This is a genomic window from Endozoicomonas sp. ONNA2 (assembly GCF_024606365.1).
In the GTDB taxonomy this organism is placed as follows: domain Bacteria; phylum Pseudomonadota; class Gammaproteobacteria; order Pseudomonadales; family Endozoicomonadaceae; genus Endozoicomonas.
This window is the reverse complement of the sequence record NZ_JAHHPO010000330.1, coordinates 1-14,839: the sequence shown is the minus strand read 5'-3', so window position 1 is coordinate 14,839 and position 14,839 is coordinate 1. Positions and strand designations below refer to the sequence as shown.

Sequence of the window (14,839 nt, the reverse complement as noted above, 5' to 3'; positions counted from 1 at the left end):
GCATTCTGTACTATGTCGTTCATGAAGTATTTGAATCAGCAAATATTGGTATCTAGTATAATATTTGCTGATTTACACATCACAGGATATTTTCGAGAAAAAGTGTTCGAAGTATTGAAATATCTGTAAGTTCCGAGTAACTATTTAGCCCCACCCCCAAGGAATCATTGTTAAACCATTGAGTGGGTATGAAGAACCGGATCAATCCTGATTTTTTACTGCCGATTTAAATTTCCAGAATTGGCCGTATTCAGTAGTTGCACTGAGTATCCTCGCCAGCAAAAGTGTGAACCTGAAGCCGGGGTTGGCTGGAAGGATACTTCTATAAACTCCTGTAGACAGGAAAATCCGGAGACAGCATTCGGGAGTTAAATCGGATTTGTCATTGAATTGATCTATAATTCAATTACATATATAGACCTCGGCATCCGGGAAAGCTCATTCTTTACACAATTTGTTCATTATTTTTGTCTGTGAGACCAGCAACAATAAGAATAACTACACCTCAGTACTCCAGAGCAGTGGCAGGTCGACGAAGGGGCCTTCCATCAAATCCTCTAATTCCAATGCAGGGTACGCAGACTGATAGTTCGCTGTGACAGGATAATCTTCTTCCAGCAGTGACTTTGGGCAGTCAGTCAGCACTTTTACCGAATCTATTGACAAGAACCCCGTAAAATGGGAGACCTGACTGGTTGAATCCGGTAGTGTGAGCCCGGTTTGGTGACTCCCCCTATTCATCTGATGCAGACTTTCTGTATTATCTTGCTTGAGGAGGTTGTAGATCGCAAGGCTTGTGTACCAGGCCGATCGTATAATTTTCTATACTATGGCTGAAAAGTAATAGAGGACAAGGCATGACAACGAACAAAATATCCAAGATTACCAACACCAACCCTATGGGAACCGATGGGTTCGAATTTGTTGAATACGCTGCGCTTGATCCGCTAGCATTGGACAGCCTCTTCAAACAGTTTGGATTTGTTCCGGTAGCACGCCACCGATCCAAAGAGGTAACGTTATATCGCCAGGGGGGGATCAACTTCATCGTCAATGGCGAGCCTGACTCATTTGCCCAGAAATTTGCCCGTGAACACGGTCCCTGTGCCTGTGCCTTTGCCATTCGGGTAGAAGATGCGGCCCTTGCCTATGAGAGGGCGCTTGAACTGGGCTGTGAGCCAGGACCAACCCAGAGCGGTTCCATGGAGCTGAATATCCCATCCATTGTCGGCATTGGTGGCAGCTTGATTTATCTGGTTGACCGATATGGTGATAAAGGTTCAATCTATGATGTGGACTTCGTTCCAATCGAGGGTGTTGATCAGCAACCTGAAGGTGTCGGCCTGACCTTTATCGATCATCTTACCCACAATGTTCAGCGGGGAAATATGGCTAAGTGGGCATCTTACTACGAGGAAATCTTTAACTTTCGTGAGATTCGTTATTTTGACATTGAAGGCAAGTTGACCGGGTTGAAATCCAAGGCAATGACCAGCCCCTGTGGGAAGATAAGAATTCCGATCAATGAGTCATCTGATGACAAGAGCCAGATTGAAGAGTTTCTGCATCAGTATAATGGTGAGGGTATTCAGCATATTGCCTTGTACTCTGAAGACATCTATCAATCCGTACCAGAGATGCGTGCCAATGGCACTGCGTTTCTGACACCACCACCTGACACCTATTATGAAATGCTAGCCAAGAGACTGCCCTGGCATCATGAGGATGTTGATAAGCTCAAGGCCAATGCCATTCTTATGGATGGGGCACCTACAGAGGACGGTGGGTTGCTGTTACAGATTTTCACTGAAACCGCCATTGGCCCGATTTTCTTTGAGATCATTCAGCGCAAGGGTGATGAAGGGTTTGGCGAAGGCAACTTTACCGCGCTTTTTGAAAGTATGGAACGGGATCAGATGAGAAGAGGGGTGTTGTAGCTTTCTATCCGGGCTAACTGGCTAATGATAAACCTGTCTGGTTCATACAGCATCATTGCTGATGGGTTATGGCATTTCAGGAAATGAATCTTCAATCAGGCAAAGTGGGTAATTTATTGCCACGGCAGCGAGGTCGGGGAGAGTATTTATGAAGTCATCCAATTATCAGGCAAAAAAGCCTGATGAGTCAGGCTTTATTGAATATACAGAAGAGGAGCATGAAACCTGGAGTATTTTGTATCACCGACAGATTGAGTTACTGAAAGGCCGGGCTTGTAATGAATACATGAACGGCATTGATGAACTGGCCATGCCCGCAGAGCGGATTCCACAACTGGATGAAATAAGCCGTGTGCTTAACGATAAAACCGGCTGGGGGGTTGCCAGGGTACCTGCGCTGATCTCCTTTGATCGATTTTTTAAGCTGTTGGCTGACAAACAATTTCCTGTTGCCACCTTTATCCGCGTCAGGGATGAGCTGGATTATCTTCAGGAGCCGGATATTTTTCATGAAATATTTGGTCACTGTCCGTTGCTGACCAATCAGGAGTTTGCTGACTTTACAGAAACCTATGGCAGGCTCGGTCTGGCTGCCAGCAAAGAAGAGCGGGTTTACCTTGCCAGGCTTTATTGGATGACTGTTGAGTTTGGCTTATTGAATACCTCGCAGGGGTTACGTATTTATGGTGGTGGAATCCTCTCCAGCTATGGTGAAACGACCTACGCCCTGGAGAGTGATGTTCCCGTCAGAACCACCTTTGATCCACTGACGGCACTCAGGACACCCTACCGGATCGATATTTTGCAGCCATTGTATTATGTACTGGACGATATTGAGGTTCTTCATCGCCTTGGTGAAATGGATATTATGGCCCTGGTCCATCAGGCGATGGCGATGCCTTTGCTTTCCCCTATGTTTGAGCCAAAGCCTGAAGAGGGCGCTACGTGAGTTGAGTATTCTGCTATTTCGCGATGGCATAACTTAGCCGGATAATAGTTATATTTTTTATATTATCCAATCATATAAAAGGAGTATAAAATGCAGCCAAGGGAGCTGAACATTCAAACACCGCATTTAACATTTGCTGCGTTGGAGTGGGGAGACCCCAGGGGTTGTCCGGTGATCGCACTTCATGGCTGGCTCGATAATGCTGCCAGTTTCACCCCCATGGCTGCAAGGTTAGAGGGTATCAGGTTGATCGCCGTGGATCAGGCTGGCCACGGTCTTTCTGAGCATCGCCCGGCCTGGTTCAGTTATGATGTTTGGCACTATGTTGAAGATCTGGTTTATATTGCTGAGTCATTGGCACTTGAACGCTTTGGTTTGCTGGGTCATTCCATGGGTGGTGTGGTCAGTGCTATGGCAACGGGGTCTGTTCTGAAAGATCAGGTTATCGGGCTGGTAGCTATTGACGGGCTTTTCCCCTGGCCAAGAAATCCTGAAAATGCCCCGAAAGCTCTGGCGGACTATATCAATCAACGCAGAACACCTGCTGATCTACTGCCAGTGACCCGCTATCGATCCAGGCAACAGGCCGTTCGGGCCAGGGCAATGGGTCAGTTCAAAATTTCCATACAATCTTCAGAACTACTGGTGGACCGCGCTATTATTCAGGATGGCGATGACTGGATGTGGACGGTTGACCCCCGGTTAAAGCAAGGGTCTCCTGCCCGCTTTTCCCTTGAACAGGCCCTGGCATTTCCCAGACAGATAACGTGCCCTGCCCATATGGTCTACGTTGACAGTAGTCCAATCGGGGATATTGTTAACCAGTATCGTGAGCAACTTGCAAATATTCATTTTCACTCAATGAGTGGCAACCATCACCTCCACATGGATGGTCAGGTGGAAGCTGTTGCTGATATAGTAAACTCTGTCTTGGGCAGCAAATTATGATAATCTGAAAGGTCGATGGGGGAAGCCCTGGATTGTATCTCATGAATAAAATAGTTGCTGATATCCCGTGTCTGCCAAAGACTCTTCAATCGTGCTATTTAACCACTGCCTGCGTAATAATCAGTTCTCTGCTTGGCCTGGTCGATCTTCCTTTGACTTACGCCTCGGGGCTTCCAGCCTATCCTAATGCAAGGGTAGAGCTTTCCCTTGATGAGAGCCGTCAAAATCATCCGATCATTACCAATCGGATGAAACGGGTCAACGGCGTTGTTACCTCTAACGGTGCTCAGTGGCTTGACGGACATCTGGTCAGGAATCTTTACTATTTGCCCCCGGGCCAAAGTAGTAACCAGGGCTATAAGTTTTATGTCAGTTTGTTGCGTACCCAGGGCGTTGAAACGCTGTTCGAATGTCGCAGTTTTTCCTGTGGTGCCAGTAATTTCTGGGCTAACGATATCTTTGATATTTCCAAGCTCTATGGCCAAGATAAAGAACAAGCATTTTATATCGGGAAAAAGATGAGCACTTTCTATGCGGTCTACTCAGTCAGACGCGGGAATGGTCGTATTTATACCCTGGTGGATATATTTAAGCCCTATGACTATGAGATGGACAGTGCAACAGAACAACATACTGGCAACAATATACTGAGGCTTACATCCGATATCTCCGGGATTGAAAAAAGTGTTGACCTGAACGCGTTTGTAGCAAACATGAACGTTGACTCATCAATGAATGCACTGCTTGTCATTCACAGCACAGCACCCGATACCCTGGCAGAGCTGGATGCCTGGCAGAACAAAATGGAAGTACTGCAAGAAAATATAGTCCAGTATTTAAATGAGCAGGGGATCAGCGAATCACGGCTACGGTTCAGTATTTCCATTGGCACTGATGATCATGCAACGGACCCGGGGGCAACGCCATTTTTCTGGCTTGAAATTGTACCTTTAAATTAAAATATTGCTGCAGATCAATGTACCAAAAAAAACTTTAGGTATTATAGATTACGCCTGAAGGGGGAAAATCGAAGGAGATTTTCTCCATAAAAAATCTTTTGCGTCCAGGGGGAGATACAAAGGCCAGATAAAATGAGACAGGCAATAACAATAATATTAAACCGGTCCCTTGTGACCGGTTTTTTGTTTCTTTAGATTGGAGACCGTCACAAAAAGTATAAAAGCCTTGAACCACAAAGGCACAAAGACACAAAGACACAAAGGAAAAGAAAAGCTCTTCTTTATGGTTCTCCTTCTTTTCTGGGCCTTCGCGGGAATGACAGCGGTGGTATCGGTATGGGTTTTAACGCTTCCTAAGAGGCTGTAAGTGAATAGACTGCCTGCAACTGCTCCTGAGTTATCCATGCAGTAGAGCGGTTGCGATAAATTGGTTTAAAAAAATCCTGCTTTTTCGTCAAATAACCCCGCTACTTGCGGCCTTAAGGGTATTATCCTCAGAATCAGAAATTTTTATCCTCAATTTCGCTACGGGCACTATTCTCGGACAGCCTCCTGGTGCTTAAATTTATTTAGCGTGTTTTTTTGTAAAGCATTCAGGGTATTTAATCTGCAATAAGCTGACTATTTTTTGCCTTGCCAATTGATTTTCCTTTTTGGGCAATCGGTCTTCCATTGTTACCTCAGGGTTATTCTTGCAATAATCTATTTTAGCGTCTTTAATGGTTTGATTGATATAGTCACCCAAGTTTCCCTCTGGAGTTAATTCTCCAATATTGGAGATAACATTGATAAGCCGATTTTCTGTCACATAATTCGAAAAACCAGAGAAGGAATTGGCGTCTGTTTTTTTATCTGATTGAACGTTCTTGCCTAGTCGAGGTCCTTTTTTTTCTATTTCGAGGTATTGCTTCGCTCTCTTTTTCAATAAAAAAGGTTCACCATCTGAATCACAAGGCTGGATGACAACGCCTTCAATACAGTCATGCACAGTCGGCTCTGCTGAAGCTGTTGCAGCTTGTGATGACGGGGTTTTTGTGTTCATTCGGGCGCGGGTAACCAAGTTTTCCGGATTAAATGCCAAAGCCTCCTCAAAGGACACATTATCAGCTAGCACGGGCACAGGTTTTAAATGGGTAAACTGCATGTCTGCCATGAAGCCACGAAACTGATGGTATGTTTCTGGCTTACCATCTTTCTCAATGATGAAGGGGGCAAATTGTTTTTTATCGCCATAAGCTATCCGATTATTGATGCCAAGACCATATAACTCTCCTCTTACTGTGAGTGACTGACATTTCATTGTTCCTAGTGCATTCTGTATTTTTTTGAAGTCTTCCTGGTATATTTTTAATTCCTCAGGGGCGCCAAAGAAAGGTTTTTCTGCCTGAATCTCCCGATTTCTTGAGAAATAGCGAAACTGCTTCGGTGCACGTTCGATTATAACGCTGAAATTAGCACCGTCGATTTTTTCTGTGACCGCATAAAGGGCATCTTTCAACTTGGGTTCATGCCTAAACCTTCTATCGATGTACCGCTTGTTACTCCACGTTTCTATGGACTTAAAAGGTATAAACTCCATTTTTATCTCTCTTTTTTCCAGCCCCCTGGCATTGATGTCGAGGTCTTCAGGAAAGCGGCTGGCCTCATTTGCTGCCGAAGAACCGGGACCGATAGGGGATGGTACAACCGGTTTTACTGAAAGACCGGAAAACTGACCTTCAAGCCCTGCCAGGGACGCAGCTGCGCCATCCTCATCGGTGGATAATGGCGGTATTGACACAGAATTTGTTGGCAGTGTTGATGTTGCGTAATGCTCCACAGATTGTCTCCTGTAATTGATGACCTGTTATTATTAATGAAATTCAACACCTGAAATATTTTAGCAGGTAGTTGACAATCAGCCACCAAGAGATAATGAATTCTTGAGTCTCATCCGGTATTCTGAACTGAATTTAAAGTCAGTAATCTCAGGGAACCGAATGGCAGAATCGGTTAGCAAAAAGAGCCATCAGCCGGATAAGAGCCATCAGCCCATGAAAGGGCAGTCTGAAGAGCCTGAACAACGAAAGCGATCAACCCGCAGTGAAACAGTGACAGCAACGCTCTCATCACGAGTGCGTGAGGGGATCATGTTTGGCTGGCTGGTACTGGCCGCTTTTCTGGCGCTGGCACTGGGCAGTTATGATAAGTTCGATCCCGGCTGGTCTCATGTTGGCCCGGCCAAGGCTATTGCCAACAGTGCGGGCAGAATCGGGGCGTGGTCTGCGGATTTGCTGTTAAACCTTTTCGGGTTTCTGGCCTGGATGGTGCCGGTTGTTCTGGTGATCAAGGCGATCAGGGTCTTTCGCTATCGACATGAACCTGATAAACGGAATGTCTGGTTATGGTTGATTCGCAGTATGGGATTTATTCTGACCATTGCTTCAGGGGCTGCCCTGGCTGCCCTTCACTATCATGGTTTGCATGCGCAGATCCCTTCGTCCAGCGGCGGTATTGCAGGCGAGCTGCTTATTCAGCTGTTCTTGCCAGCCTTTAATGTCACCGGCAGCACCCTGCTGTTGATGGCGTTGTTTCTCCTCGGCGTGACGCTTTATACCGATCTTTCCTGGTTCCGTCTGATGGACAGAGTCGGTTTTTGGAGCTTGCGCTTTGCCGCTTACGGCAAAAAAAAGCTGATTGCGCTTTATTTAGCGCTGCAAGAAAAGTTGGCAGCCAGAAGGCAGAGTCAGTCCGGGCAAAGCGATCAGTTCAAAAAGCGGGAGCCTGCATTAAAGCTGCAGGAAGACTCCCTGCCACCGCTGGTTGAGAAGAGGGCCGATAAACCAGGGCCGGTTATTGCCACTACTGCAAGGGATAAAACACCTCCTCTGGTGGAGCATATCCCGCTGGGTAGTTTACCTACGGCCTCATTGCTTGATGAAGCCCGCCCCTCCGGCAAGGCCATGAGTCCTGAGTCGCTGGATGCCATGTCCCGGTTACTGGAACTGAAGTTAAAAGACTTCAGTGTCGATGTGGAAGTGGTCGCCGTCCATCCCGGACCGGTCATAACCCGTTTTGAGATTCAACCGGCTCCTGGTACCAAGGCCAGTAAAATTACCAATCTGGCCAGTGATCTGGCTCGCTCTCTGGCGGTGGTCAGTGTTCGGGTGGTGGAAGTGATTCCCGGAAAGTCGGTGATGGGGATTGAGATTCCCAATGATGACCGTGAAACGGTTTTCTACAGTGAAATCATTTCATCCGGGGCGTTTGGTAACGCGCAGTCGCCAGTCAGCCTTGCCCTGGGGCATGATATTTCCGGTCAGCCAGTGATTGTTGATCTGGCTAAAATGCCGCACCTTCTGGTTGCCGGTACTACGGGTTCCGGCAAGTCGGTCGGTATCAATGCCATGATCTTGTCCATGTTGTTCAAGTCCAGCCCGGAAGATGTCCGGTTGATCATGATTGACCCGAAAATGCTCGAGTTGTCTATCTATGATGGCATTCCCCATCTGCTGGCACCGGTGGTAACGGACATGAAAGAGGCGGCCAATGCCCTGCGCTGGTGTGTTGCAGAAATGGAGCGTCGTTACAAGCTAATGGCCCATCTGGGTGTTCGAAACATTGCTGGTTATAACCGCAAGGTGAAAGAGGCCCTGGATCAGGGTGAGCCCCACAGGGATCCCTTCTATCAGCCCGTGTCAGCAGAAGATGTGGCGCCAGAGTTAGGTACGTTGCCCTTTATTGTCGTGGTGGTTGATGAATTTGCCGACATGATGATGATTGTGGGCAAAAAGGTTGAAGAACTGATTGCCCGTATTGCCCAAAAGGCCCGGGCGGCCGGTATTCATCTGATTCTGGCCACACAACGGCCATCGGTGGATGTTATTACCGGTCTGATCAAGGCCAACGTGCCCACGCGCATCAGTTTTCAGGTGTCCAGTAAGATTGACTCGCGAACCATTATCGACCAGGGCGGCGCTGAGCAGTTGCTTGGCCATGGGGACATGCTTTATCTACCCCCGGGCACCAGCGTTCCGGTGCGTATTCATGGGGCTTTCGTTGCTGATGATGAAGTGCATCGGGTGGTTGCCGACTGGCAGCGACGGGGAACGCCGGATTTTGTTGATGAGATTCTCAATGGTGTGAGCGACAGCTCTGAAGGCAGCGCATTTTCCGGTGGGCTGGATGACAGTGAGCAGGATCCTCTTTATGATGAGGCCGTGGCTTTTGTTACCGAGTCCCGCCGGGCGTCGATCTCTTCGGTGCAACGACAGCTGAAAATAGGTTATAACCGTGCAGCCCGAATGATTGAAGCGATGGAGGCAGCAGGTGTTGTCAGCCCGGCATTGAATAACGGCAACCGGGAAGTCATTGCGCCACCACCGATCAAGCATTAGTTAGCCGCACAAGATCCTGTATATGTTCAAGAAAGCGCGATTATTTGTTGTTTTATCACTGGTTTTTTCTGTCAGTATCCCGGTTTGGTCTACCGCGCAGAAACCGGCGCATACATCCCAGTTCACCCGGGCTGAAAGCAGCACGCCCGCCAGTATCAAACATGATAAGCAAGCCGCTCAGGCCCTGGCTAACAAGCTGCAGGCCATGAATACCGTCAGTGCCAATTTCTCCCAAAATACCCTTGATAAAAGCGGTCAACCCAAGGTCGAGAAAGGGAGTATGCAACTTAAAAGGCCAAATCAGTTCCGCTGGAATATCACTTCACCGTTTAACCAGGAGATCATTGCCAACAGTGGCAAACTCTGGATACTCGACCCTGATTTTAAGCAGGTAGTGATAAAAAAGCAGGACAATCAGTCAGGACCTGCGGCCATACAGCTGCTCAGTGGTGATGCCAGTGAGTTTCTCACAGAGTATACGGTGACTCGTATGAACTATGGTCCTGAGGTGGTTTACACCCTGAGACCTCTCAAAGCGTCGGATCTTTTTGAAATGTTGGAAATCCATTTTTCCAGAGATCAGATTTCGGCCATCAGTATGGTCGACGCGCTCGGCGGCAAGCGGCGAATTGACTTTACCCGGGTGAATCTCAATCAACCGCTAGACAATAAACTGTTTGAACCGGACCTGAAGAAATTAGAAAAGGCCGGTTTTGATGTTATTGATGAGAGCAGGGTATGACCTCACTCTTTGATGCCCCTTTTTGTGCTCGCTATGAACCTCTGGCGGCAAGGATGCGCCCTGCAGTCCTCGATGAATATCTGGGCCAGGAACATATTCTTGCCAGAGGCAAGCCCCTGCGCGAAGCACTGGAACAGGGTATGCTTCATTCCATGATTTTCTGGGGTCCGCCGGGCGTTGGCAAGACGACGCTGGCAAGACTGATTGCAACGAAAACCAACGCTTATTTTGCAACTCTGTCGGCCGTGCTTTGCGGAGTTAAAGAAATACGGGAAGCGGTAGCAAGGGCAAAGGATGAACAGCGCTTTCAGCAACGGAAAACCGTACTGTTTGTCGATGAAGTTCATCGGTTTAACAAGTCTCAACAGGATGCATTCCTGCCACACATAGAAGATGGCACCGTTATATTTATCGGGGCCACCACTGAAAATCCTTCCTTTGAACTGAATAATGCCTTGCTCTCCAGGGCCAGGGTCTATGTGCTCAAGGCACTGGATGCTGAGGCGATCGGCCAACTGGTTGACCGGGCTTTAATTAAAGAAGAAAGAGGACTGGGCGGTAAGGGAATCCGGCTGGAGAAGAGTGCCAGGGATATTCTGATTCGCTATGCTGACGGCGACGGCCGCAAGGCGCTCAACACTCTGGAAGTGGCATCGGATCTGGCTGAGAACGGTGTTATCACCTGTGAGGCGGTTCAGGCCATTCTTGCCGATACAGGGCGCCGTTTCGATAAAGGCGGTGATGCATTTTACGATACCATTTCAGCCTTTCATAAGTCTGTTCGTGGTTCCAATCCGGATGCGGCACTGTACTGGGCGGCTCGAATTGTCGATGGGGGAGGGGACCCTCTTTACGTGATTCGTCGGCTGGTGGCGATTGCCAGTGAGGATATTGGCAATGCAGACCCAAGAGCGCTGGAAATCGCCATTAATGCCTGGCAGGCATTTGAGCGGTTAGGGGCTCCGGAAGGACTTTTGGCCATGGCCCATGCAACGGTCTATTGCGCCTGCGCCCCAAAAAGTAATGCGGTTTATAAAGCCTGGAAAGCGGCATTGAACGATGTGAAAAGTAATCCATCCTCTGAGGTGCCTCATCATCTGCGCAATGCACCGACCCAATTAATGGGGAGTCTTGGTTATGGTGATGGCTATCGCTATGCTCATGATGAACCCAATGCCTATGCTGCAGGGGAGCGTTACTTTCCCCAAGAGATGGACGTTCCGAACTATTATCAGCCGAATGATCGCGGGCTGGAGATTAAGATCAAGGAAAAACTTGCCTGGCTCAGACGTCTTGATGAAGAGAGTGCTAAAAATAGTTAGTTTTTATATTATCCAATCATATATTGTATAATACAATGCACAAAAAACAACTTTTTTGTTTATCAAGCTAAACCTGAATATTGCGTAAAACTTTGTCGCTCCAATTGATTTTCAACCCACTTTTATGGTTTCTGGTAGATCTCTAATTTTTGCTGTGCTGGATGATCAGATTATGAGGTGTATCTAACATCCATTGCTGATCTTATTGAAGCTTTTAATACCTGATTAAATGGTTGCGTAGGTTGATCCGTAATAAAATTGTCTTTAACAACCTTTACTAATTTTAGTTAATCTCAAACTCTGGAACTGTTGCTGGCCTTCTTTAATTATCTCAACAAGTTCATCAACTGAATGACCATCAAAAACATTGGCATCTGGTATGATTGCCGGTGACATGCCTTCGGTCATCAACAATCCATTAACTAACAGACAACCAAACGACCTTGCATTACCATCTTCAAATGGGTGAGTAACCTGAATATTTCGACATACTTCAGCTATTGAGGTTATAACGTGCTGCCGTAATACCGCTTCCGATTTTACGGTATTTTTAATATCGCAAATTTGTTTGTTGTATTTATTGCAATAGATTTTTATATTTTTCCTGTTTGAAGGTATGCTGTGATATATACGCGCTATGTTGATACATTTACCTATTTCGTAGTACTCAAAATGTGGGGAATCAATCTCTCCGGGAATTTCATTATCAGTATCATCATACATGGGCTTATAGTTAGTAATTTTAATACCATCTTTGTCGTTCACTAACTCTACTATTTCCCTGAAGCCATTACTGGTACAGTTTGCAAGCCCGGTTTCGTTGAAATAGAGATTTACTGAACCATATACGTTGTCACCATTGGGTATAGGCCCGCCTTTTTTACTACAAACATCCTGAATAGAAAGGTCATGAATTTTTGTTATTTTTTCTGAATTCAAAACGCCATCTGCAAAAATATTTTTTAATTCAACAAACACAGTTAACATAGCTCTTGTATAGCCTGGCTCATTTTCATAAGCAAAAAAAACACGTTCAGACTGCCAATCCTTTTTATCAATAAATAATCTGTAAAGCTCTCTGACAGGAAAACCTGAAGTCAGTTCATTGGCATCAAACTGTGCTTGAAGAGTCGATGCCAGTTTATTAACAGCTCGTAAGTAATCAGGTGCAAGTACCATAGAATCATTTCTAAGACTCATAGCCACTCTTTCATTTAACCTGTCTCCGGGGAGTCCTGTTGAATCTCTGGTCGAAAATATCAGGTTGATGGGAGTAGAGTTTGGCGGTATTGATACTGATTTTGAAAAAATGGATTTTCCTGCGCTTCTTCCAGAGCCAGTCTTCTCATCTGAGCTTGCAACAAGTCCCATGTGACTTACATCGGTTGTAACTATCATAAAACCTTTCCGAAAACCAGTTTTTTAAAGGTAGTAGACACAATCAGGTCAGTCTGAGTCCAGATTTGGAAAAAAGTTCCATCTAAATTGAGTTTTTAGCTTGGCTGAGGTTTTAAAATAATCAGTACTCTTTGCTTGTTAAAATTTTTATCTTTCAACTGTCTGTATCTTTCATCTTAAAGGAAGCACAGATGCAATACCCACACTTGTTGAACTATCTCGCTGTAGCAGGCGGAGGAGCCCTTGGGGCATTGGCGCGTTCACTGGTTTATGAGTGGTATGCCAAATCCGGGCATGATCAGTGGTTCCCACTGCCAACATTAACGGTGAACATTATCGGTTCGTTTCTTCTCGGGATTGGCTGGTACTGTCTGGTAGAGAACAGTCTGCTTCCTCCAATATGGAAAGATTTTGCCACCGTAGGTTTGCTGGGCGCATTAACCACCTTTTCTACTTTCTCACTGGATATCTTCCGGCTTGTTCAATCGGACCGCCTGGTTGAGGCAATTGTCTATATGCTGGCCAGTGTTATTCTGTCTCTGGTTGGCACCTGGTTGGGATATCAGGGCATCCGGGCGATCCTGAACGGTTAACCGTTCTCATATCATCTTTATCGAATGTCTCAGGGGCATGGTGTATGATCAACGGGTCATCCGTAACGAGGATAGTAAACTCTTGAATCCTCTGGCCCGGATAAGGAAAAACATTGTCTAATCAGTCAATTTGGTAGGAATATGCTAGACCCCAAGATCGTTCGCAGCGCCCCTGAAACTGTGGCAGCACAGCTGTTGAAGAAACACTACCAACTGGATGTTGAGCGTCTGGTTTCGCTGGAAGAGCGTCGCAAGTCGCTTCAGGTTAAAACTGAGCAGCTGCAGAGCGAACGGAAGTCGGGTTCCAGAGAATTTGGCCAGATCAAAGCCCGGGGCGGTGATGTTTCGGTGCTGAAAGCACGCATGGATCAGGTCAATGCCGAACTCAGGGAACATGAGCAAACCCTGGCCGAATTGCAGGAAGAATTAAATAATCTGCTATTGGAAGTGCCTAATCTGCCGGACGACTCTGTACCGGAAGGTAAAGATGAGAACGACAATGTCCTGGTCCGTACCTGGGGTGAGCCCCGGAAGTTTGCCTTTGATGTCAGGGATCACGTTGATCTGGGTGAAGCGCTTGGCCTGGATTTTGAAGCAGCTGCCCATATTTCCGGCTCCCGATTTGTCATGCTGCGGGGCAAAATTGCCCGCCTGCACCGGGCATTGGCTCAGTTTATGCTTGATGTTCAGACCACTGAGCACGGCTACGAAGAAGTCAACACTCCGCTGCTGGTCCATGATAAAGCGCTATATGGCACCGGCCAGCTGCCAAAATTTGGTGCGGACCTGTTCAAGACGGCCTGTGATGATGACACCGGTTCTGACCAGAAGCAGTTTTTCCTGATTCCCACGGCAGAAGTTACCCTGACCAATCTGGTGCGTGAACAGATTGTTGAGGCTGAGCAGCTGCCTATTCGCCTGACTGCTCATACTGCCTGTTTTCGCAGCGAAGCGGGCAGTTATGGTCGTGATACCCGTGGCCTGATCCGTCAACACCAGTTCGAAAAGGTCGAGATGGTACAAATCGTCCACCCTGACAAATCCGGCGATGCCCTGGAAGAGATGACTGGGCATGCCGAAGCCATTCTTCAGAAGCTGGGGTTGCCATATCGCGTGGTGGCACTATGCGGTGGTGATATGGGCTTTGGGGCCGCCAAGACCTATGATCTTGAAGTCTGGCTGCCAGCTCAGAATCAGTACCGGGAAATTTCTTCCGTTAGCAATTGCGTGGATTTCCAGGCACGGCGTATGAAGGCGCGTTTCCGCAATGAATCAGGCAAACCGGAGCTGGTCCATACTCTAAATGGTTCCGGCCTTGCCGTGGGTCGTACTTTGGTGGCGGTACTGGAAAACTACCAGGATAGAGATGGGCGTATCCATATCCCCGAAGTGCTTCAGAGCTATATGGGAGGGATCAGTATTCTCTCAACAGAGTGAATACTTTATCGAAGGCGGGGCCGCTGGGCGTGAAAATATTTTGCGTCACCCTCAGGGATGAAAAATGGTTAAGCAAAATATTTTCCACGACAAAGAAGAGCTTTTCCTTTGTGGCCTTTGTGCCTTTATACCTGAATCCGTAACTTCAGAAGACGTTGAAACCTTCGGAAGCCGGTCG

General features: G+C 47.0%; 12 protein-coding genes. 9 read left to right on the top strand and 3 right to left on the bottom strand.

Annotation, left to right across the window (positions count from 1 at the left end; all coding sequences use genetic code 11):
* Window positions 1-498 precede the first annotated feature (498 nt).
* Complete coding sequence (locus tag KDK14_RS06015) at window positions 499-741, bottom strand: hypothetical protein (protein WP_257264110.1); 243 nt, start codon at window positions 739-741, stop codon at window positions 499-501.
* A 116-nt stretch (window positions 742-857) separates the two neighbouring features.
* Here KDK14_RS06015 and hppD point away from each other — a divergent pair, with 116 nt between their 5' ends.
* The 4 genes from hppD to KDK14_RS05995 all read left to right on the top strand — a co-directional run bounded on the left by hppD (window position 858) and on the right by KDK14_RS05995 (window position 4,793).
* The gene (gene hppD / locus KDK14_RS06010; protein ID WP_257264109.1) at window positions 858-1,937 is read left to right on the top strand and encodes a 4-hydroxyphenylpyruvate dioxygenase; all 1,080 of its coding nucleotides are present in this window, start codon (window positions 858-860) and stop codon (window positions 1,935-1,937) included.
* A gap of 115 nt (window positions 1,938-2,052) precedes the next feature.
* The gene (gene phhA, locus KDK14_RS06005; RefSeq protein WP_373691037.1) at window positions 2,053-2,886 is read left to right on the top strand and encodes a phenylalanine 4-monooxygenase; all 834 of its coding nucleotides are present in this window, start codon (window positions 2,053-2,055) and stop codon (window positions 2,884-2,886) included.
* Between the two features lie 90 nt (window positions 2,887-2,976).
* Window positions 2,977-3,834 (top strand): alpha/beta fold hydrolase, encoded by an 858-nt coding sequence (locus KDK14_RS06000; RefSeq protein WP_257264107.1) that lies wholly within the window; start codon window positions 2,977-2,979, stop codon window positions 3,832-3,834.
* A gap of 41 nt (window positions 3,835-3,875) precedes the next feature.
* Window positions 3,876-4,793, top strand: a complete 918-nt coding sequence (locus tag KDK14_RS05995; RefSeq protein WP_257264106.1) for a DUF4892 domain-containing protein — start codon at window positions 3,876-3,878, stop codon at window positions 4,791-4,793.
* A 565-nt stretch (window positions 4,794-5,358) separates the two neighbouring features.
* Here the strand turns inward: KDK14_RS05995 and KDK14_RS05990 are convergent.
* A complete protein-coding gene (locus KDK14_RS05990) occupies window positions 5,359-6,612 on the bottom strand; it encodes an RNA ligase family protein (RefSeq protein ID WP_257264105.1) in 1,254 nt (417 codons plus the stop codon).
* 160 nt (window positions 6,613-6,772) lie between these two features.
* On the opposite strand from KDK14_RS05990, the gene KDK14_RS05985 reads away from it, so the two are divergent.
* The 3 genes from KDK14_RS05985 to KDK14_RS05975 are packed head-to-tail and all read left to right on the top strand — an operon-like array spanning window position 6,773 to window position 11,233.
* Entirely contained in the window at window positions 6,773-9,169 is a 2,397-nt protein-coding gene (locus KDK14_RS05985; protein WP_306671475.1) for a DNA translocase FtsK, read from the top strand.
* A gap of 22 nt (window positions 9,170-9,191) precedes the next feature.
* On the top strand, window positions 9,192-9,911 hold the full coding sequence (gene lolA / locus KDK14_RS05980; protein ID WP_257264104.1) for an outer membrane lipoprotein chaperone LolA: 720 nt from the start codon (window positions 9,192-9,194) through the stop codon (window positions 9,909-9,911).
* Complete coding sequence (locus KDK14_RS05975) at window positions 9,908-11,233, top strand: replication-associated recombination protein A (protein WP_257264103.1); 1,326 nt, start codon at window positions 9,908-9,910, stop codon at window positions 11,231-11,233. Before lolA ends, KDK14_RS05975 begins: the two co-directional genes overlap by 4 nt.
* A 264-nt stretch (window positions 11,234-11,497) precedes the next feature.
* On the opposite strand, the gene KDK14_RS05970 is transcribed toward KDK14_RS05975, so the two are convergent.
* Complete coding sequence (locus KDK14_RS05970) at window positions 11,498-12,631, bottom strand: hypothetical protein (protein WP_257264102.1); 1,134 nt, start codon at window positions 12,629-12,631, stop codon at window positions 11,498-11,500.
* Between the two features lie 191 nt (window positions 12,632-12,822).
* On the opposite strand from KDK14_RS05970, the gene crcB reads away from it, so the two are divergent.
* The gene (crcB, locus tag KDK14_RS05965) at window positions 12,823-13,224 is read left to right on the top strand and encodes a fluoride efflux transporter CrcB (protein WP_257264101.1); all 402 of its coding nucleotides are present in this window, start codon (window positions 12,823-12,825) and stop codon (window positions 13,222-13,224) included.
* A 141-nt stretch (window positions 13,225-13,365) separates the two neighbouring features.
* Complete coding sequence (serS, locus tag KDK14_RS05960; RefSeq protein ID WP_257264100.1) at window positions 13,366-14,661, top strand: serine--tRNA ligase; 1,296 nt, start codon at window positions 13,366-13,368, stop codon at window positions 14,659-14,661.
* Window positions 14,662-14,839: the final 178 nt, after the last annotated feature.

Excerpts from the sequence above, each read along its gene's own strand:
- KDK14_RS05995 (WP_257264106.1), top strand. The coding sequence starts at position 3,876 with ATGAATAAAATAGTTGCTGATATCCCGTGTCTGCCAAAGACTCTTCAA.
- KDK14_RS05975 (WP_257264103.1), top strand. The coding sequence starts at position 9,908 with ATGACCTCACTCTTTGATGCCCCTTTTTGTGCTCGCTATGAACCTCTG.
- KDK14_RS06000 (WP_257264107.1), top strand. The coding sequence starts at position 2,977 with ATGCAGCCAAGGGAGCTGAACATTCAAACACCGCATTTAACATTTGCT.
- KDK14_RS06015 (WP_257264110.1), bottom strand. The coding sequence starts at position 741 with ATGAATAGGGGGAGTCACCAAACCGGGCTCACACTACCGGATTCAACC.
- lolA (WP_257264104.1), top strand. The coding sequence starts at position 9,192 with ATGTTCAAGAAAGCGCGATTATTTGTTGTTTTATCACTGGTTTTTTCT.
- KDK14_RS05970 (WP_257264102.1), bottom strand. The coding sequence starts at position 12,631 with ATGATAGTTACAACCGATGTAAGTCACATGGGACTTGTTGCAAGCTCA.
- hppD (WP_257264109.1), top strand. The coding sequence starts at position 858 with ATGACAACGAACAAAATATCCAAGATTACCAACACCAACCCTATGGGA.
- KDK14_RS05985 (WP_306671475.1), top strand. The coding sequence starts at position 6,773 with ATGGCAGAATCGGTTAGCAAAAAGAGCCATCAGCCGGATAAGAGCCAT.
- crcB (WP_257264101.1), top strand. The coding sequence starts at position 12,823 with ATGCAATACCCACACTTGTTGAACTATCTCGCTGTAGCAGGCGGAGGA.
- serS (WP_257264100.1), top strand. The coding sequence starts at position 13,366 with ATGCTAGACCCCAAGATCGTTCGCAGCGCCCCTGAAACTGTGGCAGCA.